The 14523-nt window shown below is 36.8% G+C and carries 15 protein-coding genes and 1 riboswitch; of the genes, 10 read left to right on the top strand and 5 right to left on the bottom strand.

Annotation, left to right across the window (positions count from 1 at the left end; translation table 11 throughout):
- From FG383_RS09325 to FG383_RS09300, 6 genes are all read left to right on the top strand, one after another.
- Entirely contained in the window at positions 1–726 is a 726-nt protein-coding gene (locus tag FG383_RS09325; protein ID WP_142607145.1) for an AAA family ATPase, read from the top strand.
- On the top strand, positions 727–1296 hold the full coding sequence (locus tag FG383_RS09320) for a VanZ family protein (RefSeq protein WP_142607144.1): 570 nt from the start codon (positions 727–729) through the stop codon (positions 1294–1296). It begins immediately after the preceding gene.
- A 54-nt stretch (positions 1297–1350) separates the two neighbouring features.
- Positions 1351–1512, top strand: a complete 162-nt coding sequence (locus FG383_RS09315) for a Fur-regulated basic protein FbpA (RefSeq protein ID WP_142607143.1) — start codon at positions 1351–1353, stop codon at positions 1510–1512.
- A gap of 114 nt (positions 1513–1626) precedes the next feature.
- Positions 1627–2778 carry a DEAD/DEAH box helicase gene (locus FG383_RS09310; RefSeq protein WP_142607142.1) on the top strand — a complete coding sequence of 384 codons (1152 nt, stop codon included), beginning with the start codon at positions 1627–1629 and terminating at the stop codon, positions 2776–2778.
- Positions 2779–2780: 2 nt separating this feature from the next.
- The gene (locus FG383_RS09305) at positions 2781–4010 is read left to right on the top strand and encodes an aminopeptidase (protein WP_142607141.1); all 1230 of its coding nucleotides are present in this window, start codon (positions 2781–2783) and stop codon (positions 4008–4010) included.
- 15 nt (positions 4011–4025) lie between these two features.
- Complete coding sequence (locus tag FG383_RS09300) at positions 4026–4895, top strand: SGNH/GDSL hydrolase family protein (RefSeq protein ID WP_142607140.1); 870 nt, start codon at positions 4026–4028, stop codon at positions 4893–4895.
- 202 nt (positions 4896–5097) lie between these two features.
- On the opposite strand, the gene FG383_RS09295 is transcribed toward FG383_RS09300, so the two are convergent.
- Both FG383_RS09295 and FG383_RS09290 read right to left on the bottom strand, forming a co-directional pair.
- Positions 5098–5439, bottom strand: coding sequence for a magnetosome magnetite crystal formation protein family (locus FG383_RS09295; protein ID WP_142607139.1), 342 nt, complete (start codon positions 5437–5439; stop codon positions 5098–5100).
- Positions 5440–5466: 27 nt separating this feature from the next.
- A complete protein-coding gene (locus FG383_RS09290) occupies positions 5467–6534 on the bottom strand; it encodes a M20 family metallopeptidase (protein ID WP_142607138.1) in 1068 nt (355 codons plus the stop codon).
- Positions 6535–7130: 596 nt separating this feature from the next.
- Positions 7131–7222: riboswitch (TPP riboswitch) on the top strand.
- Between the two features lie 64 nt (positions 7223–7286).
- Between FG383_RS09290 and thiT the strand changes: the two genes are divergently transcribed.
- Together thiT and map are read left to right on the top strand one after the other, a co-directional pair.
- Positions 7287–7868 (top strand): energy-coupled thiamine transporter ThiT, encoded by a 582-nt coding sequence (thiT, locus tag FG383_RS09285; RefSeq protein WP_142607137.1) that lies wholly within the window; start codon positions 7287–7289, stop codon positions 7866–7868.
- A gap of 47 nt (positions 7869–7915) precedes the next feature.
- Positions 7916–8665: a type I methionyl aminopeptidase gene (map, locus tag FG383_RS09280; protein WP_142607136.1), complete on the top strand. Its 750-nt coding sequence runs from the start codon at positions 7916–7918 to the stop codon at positions 8663–8665.
- Between the two features lie 24 nt (positions 8666–8689).
- On the opposite strand, the gene FG383_RS09275 is transcribed toward map, so the two are convergent.
- Positions 8690–9418, bottom strand: a complete 729-nt coding sequence (locus tag FG383_RS09275) for a tryptophan-rich sensory protein (protein WP_142607135.1) — start codon at positions 9416–9418, stop codon at positions 8690–8692.
- A gap of 157 nt (positions 9419–9575) precedes the next feature.
- On the opposite strand from FG383_RS09275, the gene FG383_RS09270 reads away from it, so the two are divergent.
- Positions 9576–11378 (top strand): M3 family oligoendopeptidase, encoded by a 1803-nt coding sequence (locus FG383_RS09270; protein ID WP_142607134.1) that lies wholly within the window; start codon positions 9576–9578, stop codon positions 11376–11378.
- Positions 11379–11384: 6 nt separating this feature from the next.
- Positions 11385–11930 carry a GNAT family N-acetyltransferase gene (locus FG383_RS09265; protein WP_142607133.1) on the top strand — a complete coding sequence of 182 codons (546 nt, stop codon included), beginning with the start codon at positions 11385–11387 and terminating at the stop codon, positions 11928–11930.
- A 91-nt stretch (positions 11931–12021) separates the two neighbouring features.
- Here the strand turns inward: FG383_RS09265 and FG383_RS09260 are convergent, their stop codons facing one another.
- Positions 12022–12591, bottom strand: coding sequence for a beta-class carbonic anhydrase (locus FG383_RS09260; RefSeq protein ID WP_142607132.1), 570 nt, complete (start codon positions 12589–12591; stop codon positions 12022–12024).
- A 77-nt stretch (positions 12592–12668) separates the two neighbouring features.
- A complete protein-coding gene (gene mreBH / locus FG383_RS09255; protein WP_142607131.1) occupies positions 12669–13676 on the bottom strand; it encodes a rod-share determining protein MreBH in 1008 nt (335 codons plus the stop codon).
- Between the last annotated feature and the right edge of the window lie 847 nt (positions 13677–14523).

The following is a 14523-nucleotide window of genomic DNA, read 5'->3' as shown; positions in this document are numbered from 1 at the left end:
ATGTTTTTGAATAAAGTTTCGATATTGAAGAGTGGCTTAGAGAATCAGTATCCATTTACGATTCCAACGATCAAAAATTTAACTGAACTTGAACTGACAAGTAGTGTAACTTTCTTAGTAGGCGAAAATGGCACAGGAAAATCGACCTTATTGGAAGGTATTGCGGATAATTGTGAGTTTAATATGGCGGGTGGAAGCAGAAATAATTTGTATGAAGTAGATGCTGCCGAAAGCGCACTAGGAGAACATATTCGACTGTCGTGGATGCCGAAAGTAACGAATGGTTTCTTCCTGCGCGCAGAATCATTTTATCAATTTGCTTCTCATATTGATGAACTGGAAAGGGAGCGTTCGGGGATTTTAGATAGCTACGGAGGGAAATCTTTGCACGAACAATCACATGGCGAATCATTTCTTTCTTTATTTTTAAATCGCTTTAATGGACGTGCTATTTACTTATTGGATGAGCCGGAAGCTGCATTGTCACCACAAAGGCAACTATCTTTTTTACGCATTATGCATGATCTTGTGGAGGAAGAAGATTGTCAATTTATCATCGCCACGCATTCACCGATTATTTTAGGATACCCTAATGCTACTATTCTTAGTTTTGATCATGGGAAAATTGAAGAAGTGGAATATGAAATGACAGGTCATTACCAAATAACAAAGTACTTTTTAGATCATCGTGAAAAATTTTTAGCGGATTTGTTAGCAGGTGAATAAATGAATGTTATTATTGCTTACTTGGACGATATGTTCTTTTTTATTTGGATAGCTCTTCCATTAGTAATTATTTGGCGTATTGCTCGTTGGAAGAAAAGGGGATTTAAATTAAAGGAAAGTTTGCATGAAATCGGTTTTCTTCTGCTCATATGTGTGCTCATCGGATTGTTTTCACAAACAATTATTCCAAAGCCAGGAGCAGGACAGGTTTATGGAACAGGCGTAAACTTACAGCTGTTTCGTGTTGTAAAAGAGACGTATAATGCTATTGTGTATTTAGGATTTTGGCAACCTTTTTATATTAATTTTCTCGGAAACATTATTTTGTTTATGCCGATTGGTTTCTTATTGCCTTTACTTTATAGAAGGATGGTGTATTTTCCGAATACAGTACTCATCGGATTATGTATATCGCTTTTTATTGAAATTACGCAAATTCCTCAAAATAGGAGCAGCGATGTGGACGATCTTTGGCTGAATACGTTAGGTGCGTTTTTAGGGTATGTATGTTATTTGTTCATCCATAGGAGTTTTCCAACTTTCACAAAAGCATTTAAAAAAGTAGTTTAAAACTTTCTTGAATGGGGTAAGTATACAATGTACTAACTATACAAGGAGACAACTATGAACATGCAAATGAAAGAAACAAAAATGGAAGAAAAACGAGATAATATGATAGAGGATCTTGTGAATAAAGGTGTATTTAAAATTGATGGAAGACAATTGTACCAACTAAATTATTATGAACTAATGAAAGAATATATAGCAGAAGAAGAAGAAAGCTAAAAAGTGCCGATATAAAGGCACTTTTTTTATGAATTCTAACAATTATGAAACACTAATTGCCGATAATAAAAGTGTGGTACACTTGAATCAAACATAGATAAGGTGGAATAAAACTTGACTTTTTTACAAAATTTAAATAAACCATTGCAAGAGAAATGGGCGAAAGCAAATTTCTCATTTGAGATGCCAATACAAACAAAACTAATCCCGCATATGCTTGATGGATCAGATATAGTAGCAGAATCTCCAACTGGAACAGGAAAGACGTTAGCATATGTTATTCCGATCTTACAAAAGGTAGATCCTACGAAGAAACAAGTACAAGCATTAGTCGTTGTTCCTTCTCAAGAACTCGGCATGCAAATTATTGAAGTTTTTCGCGAGTGGATTGCAGGTACTGACATTACCGTTGCACAATTAATTGGTGGAGCCAATATTCAAAGACAAATTGACACGCTGAAAAAAAAGCCAACGATTGTTGTAGGAACACCGGGGCGACTGCAAGAACTTGTAAAGACGAAAAAACTTAAAATGCATGAAATTAAAACAATCGTATTAGATGAAGGGGACCAACTATTAAGTAGGGAACACCGTACGACTGTTAAAGGCTTAATTGATGCAACTGTAGAAAGACAGCTTGTTGTTACTTCTGCTACGATTACCGATGAAATTGAACTAGTAGCAGAAAGAATGATGAATAGTCCTATTCGAATTCAAGTATCGGCAGAGGAAATTCCTTCAAAAGGTGAGGTAATCCATAGTTTCGTTAAAGCAGAGCCTAGGGATAAAACAGATCTTTTAAGAAGACTCTCGCATATAAAAGGCATGAAGGGACTTGCATTTGTAAATAGTTTAGACCAGTTACTAATGAAAGATTCCAAATTGTCGTATAGAGATGCACCGATCGTCTCACTTCATTCAGAAATGAAAAAAGATGAGCGTAAAAAAGCATTGGACGATTTTAAAAATGGAAAAGTAAGCATTTTAATAGCGACGGATGTTGCCGCACGTGGTCTTGATATTTCTGGGTTAACACATGTTATCCATGTGGATGTACCACATTCCATCGAACAATATTTACATCGTTCTGGCCGCACTGGTCGTGCAGGAAAAGATGGGGAAGTATTGACTTTATTAACTTATTCGGATGAAAAAACGTATAAAAAATGGACAAAAGAACTTCCAAGCAAACCGGTTCAAAAAATCTGGCACCGCGGTGCATTAATAGAAGGAAACTCTAAAACAGTAGAGAAAAAGGGGAAATAAAGATGAATTTCCAACAAAAACTAGAAGAATACGCAGAGCTAGTTGTAAAAGTTGGCTTAAACATTCAAAAGGATCAGCCTTTATTAATTGGGACAACAACAGATACAATCGAGTTTACTAGGCTTATCGTAAAAAAAGCGTATGAAGCAGGAGCAAAACGAGTAGACGTAAACTATACAGACGAAGTAAATGCACGTGCATTTTACGATTTAGCTCCAGAGGAAGCATTTCATGAATATCCAAAATGGCTAGCAATGCAAAGAGACGAGTTAATCGAAAACAAAGGTGCATTATTATGGATTGACGCAGACAACCCAGATTTATTGGAAGGCGTTTCCGTTGACAGAATTTCTAATTTTCAAAAGGCAGCTGGAAAAGCTTTAGAAAATTATCGTAAAGCAGTGATGAATGATGTCATTACTTGGTCTATCGTCGCCATCCCTTCTGAAAAATGGGCAGCTAAAGTTTTCCCAAAGTTAGATGCGGAACGTCAAATGGAAGCTCTATGGGAGCTTATTTTCAAAGTAGTGAGAGTCGGGGAAGGTACAGCAGTACAAAAGTGGAAAGAACATATTGATAACTTGGAAAGTCGTGCAGCACTTTTAAATGCAAAGCGTTTTAAAAAGCTCCATTATAAAGCAGAAGGTACTGACATCCAAGTAGAGCTCCCTAAAGACCATATATGGTTAACAGGGGCTAGTAAAAATGAGCAAAGTGTTGCTTATATAGCAAATATGCCAACAGAAGAAGTGTATACAGCTCCGCTAAAAACTGGTGTGAATGGCTATGTGAAAAATAAGAAACCACTCGTCTATCAAGGAAATATCGTGGATGATTTCACGTTAACTTTTGAAAATGGTGCCATTACTAAAATAGAGGCATCAATTGGTAAAGAGCTTTTACAAGAACTAACACAAACTGATAATGGTGCTAAGTATTTAGGAGAAATTGCATTAGTTCCGCATGAATCACCTATATCTGCATCGAATGTATTGTTCTTCAACACATTATTTGATGAAAATGCTTCCAATCATTTTGCAATCGGTGAAGCTTATCCAACTTGTGTGGAGGGAGCCCGCGGGTTATCTCATGAAGACCTAGAACAAATCGGTCTTAATACGTCTATTGTCCATGAAGATTTTATGATTGGTAGCGCAGATATGGATATTATGGGTGAACTAGAAGATGGCACAATGGAGCCTATTTTCCGAAAAGGTACATGGGCATTTTAAGGAGTGAAACATTGCATGAAGAAATGGGTTATTACAATCGTTTTTTTACTGCTTCCTTTTTCGGTTTTATCTGTCGAAGCAAAAAGCCCGGAAGTATATATTGCGATAGGTGATTCATTGGCGGCGGGACAAACCCCAAATCGTGCAATTGATGCTGGATATGCAGATTTAATCGCTGGGGAATTGAAACGTTCGCGTCAGCTTGCTTTTTATTCGAAAGAATTGGCTTTTCCTGGGTTTACTACTGCTGATGTATTATCCACCGTACAGTCGGAAGAAGCAAAAGCATTATTACAAAATGCGACGCTCGTTACAATTTCTGCAGGTGCAAATGATTTACTAAGACTGGTGCAAGCAAACCCATCGAACGGCTCGCTTTCATATCAACAGATTTCGGCGGATTTTGCACTAAATAATGTGCGAAAAAACATCACCGAAATTATAAAAGAAGTGAAAGAAGCTGCTCCGAAAGCAAAAATCTATGTAATGGGTTATTATTTTGCTTACCCACATGTCCATGAATCGCAAAAACAAGGTGTTCAAAAAGAATTGAATACATTGCATGCGATATTAAAAACGCAAGCAGAAGATAATGGGGCTACATTTGTATCTGTAGAAGAAGCATTTGCATCCCAAGCAAAAGAACTTATTCCGAACCCAGCGGATGTGCATCCTTCCATGGAAGGATATCGTATAATGGCAAACGCATTTTTCGAGCAATATAATAAACGCTTACAAGTGCGTCCAAATGAGCTACCACTTCCTAATCCGTTAACATTTGAAGAAATTTTAAACAGCCAAAAAGAAGCGGTAACATCGCCAGTTTCCAGAATAGACGGTTTCGATAATTATTTGTCGCTAACAGAATTAACACCATATATTTAAAAAGCTGTCTCCTAAAAAAACGGAGACAGCTTTTGATTATTTATTTCGTCGTTTTTTTAGCTTGTATTGCTTTTTTTACAATCGGAAGGACGATTGGAGCTAATTTGATTGCAGTTTTTACGATCGCTTTTACTTTCATCATGATCTCTCCCTAGCTTTTCTCTATGTTGTCTATATTCCCACTATGAGTGTATCATAAACATTATCTTAACACGCGAATACCCTGTATGATATTCCATACTAAAACAATAATATAAACGATTGCATATAAAAGAATAAATATTAAAGGGCCGGATGCCATCCAAAAAGAAGGTTGTTCAAAGGTCATGCTCATAGAATACGAAGCTGGAACGACCGTTGCAAAAATGATAATAAACAAAACAATCATGAGAATGACTGGAATAATATGTGAGATTAATGACTTTTTTGCATGATACTTAACTTCTTTGTCTTGCGAAACAAAAAAGACGATAATCGGTACAATGAATGGTGCAAATAATACGCTAAAATAGGATAGTGCACTTAACATTTTACTATTATCCATGAATTGTATCTCCTTTCTATTTTAGTTTCATTTCAAAATAAATGAAACTAAAATTTGTTTAAATCTCTCTACAGATGAGATGGAAACATATTCTTTTTCCCCATGCCAATCCCCACCACTCGGTCCAAACTCAATTGCACCAGCACCTTTTTCTGCATAAAAACGAGTATCGGCGGAGCCATGTTGACCAAATAAATTAATTGTCCGTTTCGTTAAATGTGACGTTATTTGTTGTAGTTTTTTTACATGTATATCGTTTTCTTCTGTCGTTACAGCAGGGGCTGTAGAATGGATTAGTACCTCACTATATGGAAAGAGACTGCTAGCTGTATATTTTATTTCCTTTATAATATCTACTGCATGTTGTCCAGGAACAAAGCGAATATCGTAAGACATAATACATTCGTCAGGTACAACATTGAATCTTTCCCCTGCATGTATTTTCGCCAAGTTTAAAGATGGATAATCATAAAATGCATTACTTGCTGTTAAAAAAGAACTTTTGCGTATTTCCTGATCGAATAGGAATGCCTGCTCAATCGCATTGACCCCTTCCCAAGGGCGACTTCCATGGCTAGACTTCCCTCTTAGTATGACATCTAATTGAACTATCCCTTTTGCTTGTAGCCCAATATGTAAATGTGTCGGTTCACCGCAAATGACGAAATCACCGTGAAAGCCTTGATCGACGAGAAATTTCGATGTATCTCCAGACGTTTCTTCATCTGTCACAATATGCAATTGTACTTTTTTCGTAAGTCTTTGAGGACTTAATGAAAGCTCGTAGAAAGCTTGCATCATAGCTGCTAACCCTGCTTTCATATCGGCAGATCCTCTTCCAAATAACTGATCGCCTTCTACAAAAGGTATGAATTGTTCAGGATTACCGGGGACAACATCCACATGCCCATTCCATATAATACATTCTTCCCCACTACCTATTTCTGCAACGAGCATAAGTTTATCGTCATATTCATATATTGTTGGAGTAATACCACGTTTTTCGAGCCAAAATTTACAGAATAACAATGCTTCATTCGCACCTTCCATATCATCACTTTTAATACGAATTAAATCTTTCAATAACTCTATCATTTGAGTAACCCCTCCACTATCTATTATTTCTCCATTCTGTTGCTATCTATCTTCTTTCTTTTGATAAAAAAGAAGATGGCTTAGATTTTTATATTTCGGTTCGCTATATAAGGAAAATGCATCTTAGACATTGTCGTCTCAATCTAAGTAAACTAGCTATTTTAAGAATTGGTTGCTCCCATGCTGTTCTGATTGCTTTCGGAATAGAAATGGTTGCTTTTAATGACCGATTGGTTACCCTAAGCCATTTACTGGATTCACATATTCGAAAAACCTGTATAAGATTTTGTTTTTAGCGAGTCGATGCTAAATAAGCAAGCAATTTTTATTGATTTTCGCTACAAGCGGCGACTCCTGCCGGATGAGTGGGCAAAATGAGACTTCACAACGTACGCCAAAGCGGCGGTGAAGGCTCATCGCTCACCCGGCGGAAAGCGTACGACTGCAGCGAAAATCATAGCGGTCACTAGTCAACTCACTACGACACATTTTCCTTATAATCAACAGCTGTGATTGTTTCTATAAGTATACCAATGAAGAAAGAGAGGTTGCATTCTTAATTTTATTGGGCTACAATGAATTCGAACTAAATAATTCATAACCACAAGGGGCGTCGCTTACGCGGCTGAGATTGTACCCTTCGAACCTGTAAGTTCAAGCTTGCGTAGGGATGTGGATGGAAACTGACAATCGCGCGATGTCTGGGTCTATCCCGGGCGTCGTTTTTTTGTGGGCAAAAAAAGGGGATTACAATGAGAAATCAACGTGTATTATTATTAGTGGAAATAGCTATTTTTGCAGCTTTAGGATATGTATTAGACCTGATTGGGTTTGGTATGCCACAAGGTGGATCTGTTACGTTCGTACTTGTACCAGTCATTTTAATTGCTTTCAGGCGTGGAGTTGTTGCAGGACTAGTCACCGGATTTTTGATTGGTTTATTGCAAGTAGCAACAGGCAATGCCTATTTTGCGCCATTATCTTTTATATTTGTTGTTTTACAAGTAGGAATCGATTATTTTATCGCATTTATGGTGGCAGGATTTGCTGGTTTCTTTAGACCTGCGTTTATGAAAGCTTTGGAAAACAAAGATACAAAGAAAATGATTACAGCAGTTATTGCTGGTACATTTGTTGCAGCATTCCTTCGTTATTTGGCACATGTAACTTCAGGTATTCTATTTTTTAGTGAATATGCTGGAGATCAAAATCCTATTTTATATTCAGTCATTTATAACTCTACTTATATGATCCCAGTATTTTTAGTTGCGGCATTTATTTGTACTGTGTTATTCGTAAAAGCACCACGCCTTTTACTGCCGAATAGAGTATAAATATGATATGATTATTGTACAGTTAATGGAGAAGGGATCTTATATAAATGATTGTACAAACAAATGAAGAGTTAGAAGCGTTAAAAAAAATTGGTCGAATTGTGGCAGAAGTACGCGATACGATGCAGGCTGCAACAAAACCTGGTGTTACAACGAAAGAGCTAGATGAAATTGCAGGCAAAATGTTCGCTGAGACAGGTGCAATTTCAGGACCAAAAGGAGAATATGATTTCCCGGGATACACTTGTATAAGTGTAAACGAAGAAGTTGCCCATGGTATTCCTGGTTCACGTGTCATAAAAGAAGGCGATATAGTCAATATTGACGTATCAGGTTCGTATGATGGGTACTTTGCGGATACAGGGATCTCTTTTGTAGTTGGCAATGGTTATCCAGAAAAAGAAAAACTATGTACAGTAGCCGAAAGTGCTTTTAACCGTGCGATGCTAAAAGTGAAAACAGGTGCTCGCTTAAACCAAATCGGAAAAGCAGTGGCAAGAGAAGCAAAAGACAATGGTTTACACGTTATTATGAACTTAACGGGACATGGTATTGGCAAGTCACTTCATGAAGAGCCGCAACATGTATTAAATTATTATGACGCATGGGACCCTACCATTTTAAAAGAAGGTATGGTGCTTGCAGTGGAGCCATTTATCTCCGAAAAAGCAGAACATATTGTAGAATCTGGGGATGGCTGGACGTTCGTCACACCCGATAAATCACTAGTTGCTCAAATCGAGCATACAATTGTTGTAACAAAAGAAGGACCTATTCTATTAACAAAATTAGATTAACAAATAAGTAAAACGCCATCGAAGTCATTCTTTCGATGGCGTTTTTTTGATGAAAAATATGCCTGCAACAAGCACGCTGCTTAAAAATAAGGAAGCAGTTGATATGAGTAACTCGTTAAACAGGTGACGAACAGCTAGTCCTAAAAACGTCCAAATAAAAACTACTACAATCGCACGGTCTTCGTAATGATATCGGAAATGAAGGGCGATAGCTGTGGCGATAGTTAAGAAAATAACCGTCCACAGTGACTTTGTAATTCCTAAGCCACTGAATTCATAGTAAGTTGAAAGATAATCAAGATTGATAAACATTTCAATGATAATCCATCCAAAATAAATAGAAATAGGTAATCTGCTCATCCAATTTTGTTCTTTTACTGGATAAGTCATATAAAGTAAAAATAAGGTTCCAAGTAATACAAACATGGAAATTAGAGAGTAATTAAACAGCTCAAAATGCCAAAAAAGAATCCATGTGATATGAAAAATAGAAGTAATGGCGAAGAGTAAAACTCGTTTTAAAGGGAGTTGTCGAGTAGCCTGATACTCTTTTATGCTATTCCAAATCCAACTTGCCGATAATAGATAAATAATTATCCAAATAAAAAATACATAATGGGCAGGTGTGAAAAATAGAGGAAGTCTATTTAAAATACTTTCAGTTGTTTGTCCATTTATAGGAAGTGTGTTTGCAAGTATATGTACAGTGATTGTAGAGATTAAGCTTAAAATCAAAAGGATTATTTTGACCATTCGATCTCCTCCTTCTATATAGTAAGTATACCTTTGAAATAAACGTACGACAAATTACAATTATGAATATTGTGTGACGAAAACCGCATAATCGGATAACTAAAAACATGGTATACTAGATTTCTAACTAAATTATCTTTATAGGGGGAAGATTTGAATGATTGAACAAACTTATTCAATGGTATGGGATCTAGATTCCTTTTTTGTGGGGGGGAGTAGTTCTACTGCACTTCGAAAGCACTTGGATGAAGTAAAAAACAAATTGGTAACCTTTGAAGAGGAACTAAAAAGCTTTTGTACACCATCGTCTATTCAAGAGGTAGATCAAATAGTGCATACTATTAACAAGTTGAAGGATATTGCAGTGAATTTATCCGAAGGTGGGGCAGTAATCGGCTGTTTCTTAGCACAAGACATAACGGATAAACAAGCTGCATTACTAGAAGGAGAAGTAGGTTCTCTATATGCAAAGTTATCTTCCTCCATGCTTACTATCCAACAAGTACTTGGCCAGACAGAAGAGTCAGTGTGGCGGGATTTGCTTCAAACAAAAGAACTGTCTAACTTTGCATTTGTATTAAATGAATGGAGAGAAGAAGCGAAGAAAATGCTCTCTGAAAAGGAAGAAGATATGATAACAACACTTAGTGTTGATGGATATCATGCTTGGGGCCAGCTATACGATTTATTAGTAGGGGACATTCGTATCAAGCTAACTGTGGACGGAGTGGAAAAAGAGTTATCTGTGGGACAAGCGAATAACTTAAGCTCACATGAGGACGCTGCCATTAGGAAAGCTTCTTTTGATGCACTGGAGGCTGCTTGGACAGAGAAAGAGGACTTTTTCGCTAAAACACTTAACCACCTTGCTGGATTCCGTCTAGCTGTATATGAAAAAAGAGGTTGGGATTCGGTATTACAAGAACCTTTGCAAATCAACCGCATGAAACAAGAAACACTAGATGCAATGTGGGGAGCTATTTCCAAAAATAAAGCGCCATTCGTCGAATATTTACATAGAAAATCGGCAATGCTAGGCGAAAAAAGAATCCATTGGTATGATCTGGATGCACCGATTAGTGCTTCAACTGAAAAGATGGATTTTCAACAAGGTGCAGCGTTTATTTTGAAGCATTTCAAAGAGTTCGGTCCTAAACTTGCAGCCTTTTCAAGGCATGCTTTTGAAAATGGTTGGATTGAAGCGGAAGATCGTCCAAACAAACGTCCAGGAGGCTTTTGCACGGGAATGCCAGTATCAGAAGAATCTCGTATATTCATGACATATAGTGGATCTATGTCTAATGTTTCGACGCTTGCTCATGAATTGGGACATGCTTTTCATTCATATGCTTTAAGACCAGTACATTGGATGAATCGTCAATACGCAATGGGAGTAGCAGAGACGGCTTCAACATTTGCTGAAATGATTGTTGCGGATGCAGCAGTAAAAGAAGCGAAAACAGATGAAGAGAAAATTGCTCTACTTGAAGACAAAATCCAACGTAGTGTTGCATTCTTTATGAATATTCACGCACGCTTCTTATTTGAAACTAGATTATATGAAGAACGCAAAAATGGAATAGTTTCTGCAACAAGATTAAATGAATTAATGGAAGCTGCTCAAAAAGAAGCGTATGGAGATGCACTGGAAACAACTCATCCACATTTCTGGGCTTCTAAATTACATTTTTATATTACTGACGTACCGTTCTATAACTTCCCATATACGTTTGGCTATTTATTTTCTTTAAGCATTTATGCGAAAGCCATTACAGAAGGTGCAAACTTTGAGGAAAAATACATTGCTTTACTTCAAGACACAGCAGTGATGACGGTGGAAGATCTAGCAATGAAGCATTTAGGGGAAGATATTACGAATGAAGCGTTTTGGATAAAAGGGATCAACCTTTGCATTCAAGATGTGAACGAATTTATTCAATTTACTAATGCAAAAGGGTGAAAAAGTTTGATTTACTTAGAAGGAGATACTTGTTATTTACGGACATTAAGTATAAAAGATGCACCAAGCCTCGCAGATCTTGTCTATCGAAACAAATTCTATTGGTCCATCTATGAACCATTGCATCGAGATGACTATTATACTACTACCGTTCAAAGAGAAAAAATTAGAGAATCACTTCTTTTGATGGAAGAAAAAAGAGAATTTGGCTTTGGCATATTCGAGCATACGACAGATAAAATGATTGGTCATATTTCGTTATATAGTTTAAAGAGAATGCCGTTTTCAAGTGGACTAATTGGATATTCTATTGATGAACAGTTTGTTGGAAAAGGGATAGCGTCCGAGGCGGCACATATGGTAAAAAATTTTGGGTTTGAGCATGTTCATTTAAATCGCATCGAGGCATATGTATCTCCACGTAATCTTGGGTCTATTAAAGTGTTAGAAAAAAATGAATTTCTACGAGAAGGATTACTCCGTAAACTTTTATTTATTAATGGTAAGTGGGAAGACCATTATATGTATGCTTCACTAAGTGAAGAATATTGAAAAGGTAAGAGTCTTTATAAAAAAATAAAAAGCCGGTTGTTCCATTACTGAACAACCGGCTTTTTAACATGTCGATTTCCCGGGAAATAATTTAATCCTTGTCGATAGAACCGTTTGCAACTAAGTCTAAGCGTCCCGTTGTGGGGTCAATAATTAGACCATGCACAGGAATACTTGGAAGAATAAGGGGATGGTTTCTGATCATATCCACACTATGTAAGACACTTTCTTGCACGTCTGAAAAGCCTTCTAACCATTTATCCATATTCACACCAGAGTATTTTAAAACATCGAAAGTATGAGGATCGACACCTCTGTCAATCATTTTTCCTATGATTTTATCTGGTTGGATTGCACTCATGCCGCAATCATAATGTCCAACGACAAAAATTTCGTCTGCTTGAAGTTCATAAACCGCTACGATTAAACTTCTCATAATTCCACCAAATGGGTGATTAATAACGGCGCCAGCACTTTTTACCATTTTTACATCACCATTTTTAAAGTTCATGGATTTGTGAAGCATTTCCGTAAGTCTAGTATCCATACATGTTAAAATCACAATTCGTTTATCTGGAAATTTCGTGGTTAAATAAGGTGTGTAAAGCTCGTTTTCAACAAAGGATTTATTAAACGATAAAATTTCATCTAACTTAGACATAGTATTACCCCTTCGAATTTAATTTACTTTTTATTTTATATCAAATGAAGGGAGATTGCTTGTAATTTGTTTCGAAACTATTTTGCTAATTTTTGTTTGCGTGTAGACATAAAATAAGCTTTTCCAGTTCCAATTGCTACTGATTGCAGTGGTTCAGGGGCAATATGGACAGGTACTTCAATAACAGTTGCAAGCCATTCTTTTATGTCTTTTAATAGAGCTCCGCCACCTGTCAGCACTACTCCGTGATCAACGATATCTCCAGAAAGTTCAGGAGGACATATTTCAAGCGTTGCACGGACTACTTCTAATATAATTTCAAGAGATTCTTTCAAAACTCCTTGTATTTGTGTAGAAGAAAGATGAATAGTTTTAGGCAAACCCGTTACTACATCTCTTCCCCGCACATCCATTTGTTCCACCGTATGTGGCACTAATGCATGACCGATTGTTTTCTTTATATTTTCAGCAGTCGGTTCACCAATAATGACATTATATTCTTTTCGAACAAAATGGATAATTGCTTCATCCATTCGGTCTCCTGCTGATTTAACTGTATTAGAAGCAACTACGCCTCCAAAAGATATAATGCCAACTTCTGTCGTACCTCCACCAATATCAACAATCATACTTGCGACTGGTTCATTTACAGGAAGACCGGCTCCAATTGCTGCAGCGACAGGTTCTTCCATTAATTGCACTTCTTTTGCTCCACTTTGTCGAACGGCATCTTGAATAGCTCTGCGCTCAACTGAAGTTGCACCAGAAGGGGTACAAACGATGACAGTTGGTTTTCTAAGTGCTGTACCTAATTTTTTACTAGCTTTTTGCATAATTAGTTTTAATAATTGAGTTGTAATATCAAAATCCGCAATAACTCCATCTTTAAGTGGGCGTATTACCTCAATCGATATAGGTGTTTTTCCTATCATTTTCTTTGCTTCTTCACCGAAAGCTACTATTTCTCTTGTTTTTGTATTAACTGCCACAACAGTAGGTTCATCTATAAGTAAGCCTTTGCTTTTTGTATAAACTAATGTATTTGCTGTTCCTAAATCTATTCCAATATGTGCGTTTGAAAACATTTTTGTTCCTCCAATCCAATCGTACAATAAAAGTATAAGCAAGTATCGACAGGCACATTTGACCCCAAGGCGCTAGGCACTGAAGTCTAGATACTTAGTAAGTATAATAGATAAATAGAGGTTTGCCATATGTTATATGTTGGAAGTTTACTTATATTTCAATAGGAAATGGTTATTTATGATTAGAGTGAGTCGATAAAGTAATTGAATAGTACTATTCTGTCATAAATTTGAAATACTATTGTTACCGAAATGAAAGGAAAAAGAGACGTAATGACATCTTTATTATCTGAAGCCCACTTAATCATATTGTACGTATTATAGGGATAATGCGTCTTAGCGCGTTGACTAGTGACCGCTATGATTTTCGCTGCAGTCGTACGTTGTGAAGTCTCATTATGCCCACTCATCCGGCAGGAGTCGACGCCTGCAGCGAAAATCAAAGAAAATTGCTTACTTATTCAGTATCAACTCGCTAAAAACAAAATTTTATACAGGTTTTTCGAATATGTGAATCCAGTAAATGGCTTAGGGCAACCAATCGGTCATTGAAAGCAACCAATTCTTAAAATAACTAGTTTACTTAGATTGGGACGACAATGTCTAAGATGCATTATCTCTATTATGTGCGTCTTTCCATTCATCGTTCTCATTTGCTATAATGAGGCAGAGACAGGCGTTAGTGCTTTTTCTTAGTATCATAAATGCAAATTTTGGGGAGCGAAGGACAAAATACCGCCATATGATTTCCCCAGAAGGATTGTAGGGGTGTGACGAAGTCACACCCCTACAATCTGAAGTTAAGGTAATGGTGTAGCAATTATTTTGTCTTAAGCAGCCCGAAATG

It is taken from the genome of Psychrobacillus soli, from assembly GCF_006861775.1.
GTDB lineage: Bacteria > Bacillota > Bacilli > Bacillales_A > Planococcaceae > Psychrobacillus > Psychrobacillus soli.
This window is presented reverse-complemented; position numbering and strand designations above follow the sequence as displayed.

Bases quoted from the DNA above. Each gene is read 5' to 3' on its own strand.
- mreBH (WP_142607131.1), bottom strand. From the start codon at position 13,676: ATGTTTTCAAACGCACATATTGGAATAGATTTAGGAACAGCAAATACA.
- FG383_RS09275 (WP_142607135.1), bottom strand. From the start codon at position 9,418: ATGGTCAAAATAATCCTTTTGATTTTAAGCTTAATCTCTACAATCACT.
- FG383_RS09300 (WP_142607140.1), top strand. From the start codon at position 4,026: ATGAAGAAATGGGTTATTACAATCGTTTTTTTACTGCTTCCTTTTTCG.
- thiT (WP_142607137.1), top strand. From the start codon at position 7,287: ATGAGAAATCAACGTGTATTATTATTAGTGGAAATAGCTATTTTTGCA.
- FG383_RS09270 (WP_142607134.1), top strand. From the start codon at position 9,576: ATGATTGAACAAACTTATTCAATGGTATGGGATCTAGATTCCTTTTTT.
- FG383_RS09305 (WP_142607141.1), top strand. From the start codon at position 2,781: ATGAATTTCCAACAAAAACTAGAAGAATACGCAGAGCTAGTTGTAAAA.
- FG383_RS09260 (WP_142607132.1), bottom strand. From the start codon at position 12,591: ATGTCTAAGTTAGATGAAATTTTATCGTTTAATAAATCCTTTGTTGAA.
- FG383_RS09295 (WP_142607139.1), bottom strand. From the start codon at position 5,439: ATGGATAATAGTAAAATGTTAAGTGCACTATCCTATTTTAGCGTATTA.
- FG383_RS09325 (WP_142607145.1), top strand. From the start codon at position 1: ATGTTTTTGAATAAAGTTTCGATATTGAAGAGTGGCTTAGAGAATCAG.
- FG383_RS09290 (WP_142607138.1), bottom strand. From the start codon at position 6,534: ATGATAGAGTTATTGAAAGATTTAATTCGTATTAAAAGTGATGATATG.
- FG383_RS09320 (WP_142607144.1), top strand. From the start codon at position 727: ATGAATGTTATTATTGCTTACTTGGACGATATGTTCTTTTTTATTTGG.
- FG383_RS09315 (WP_142607143.1), top strand. From the start codon at position 1,351: ATGAACATGCAAATGAAAGAAACAAAAATGGAAGAAAAACGAGATAAT.
- map (WP_142607136.1), top strand. From the start codon at position 7,916: ATGATTGTACAAACAAATGAAGAGTTAGAAGCGTTAAAAAAAATTGGT.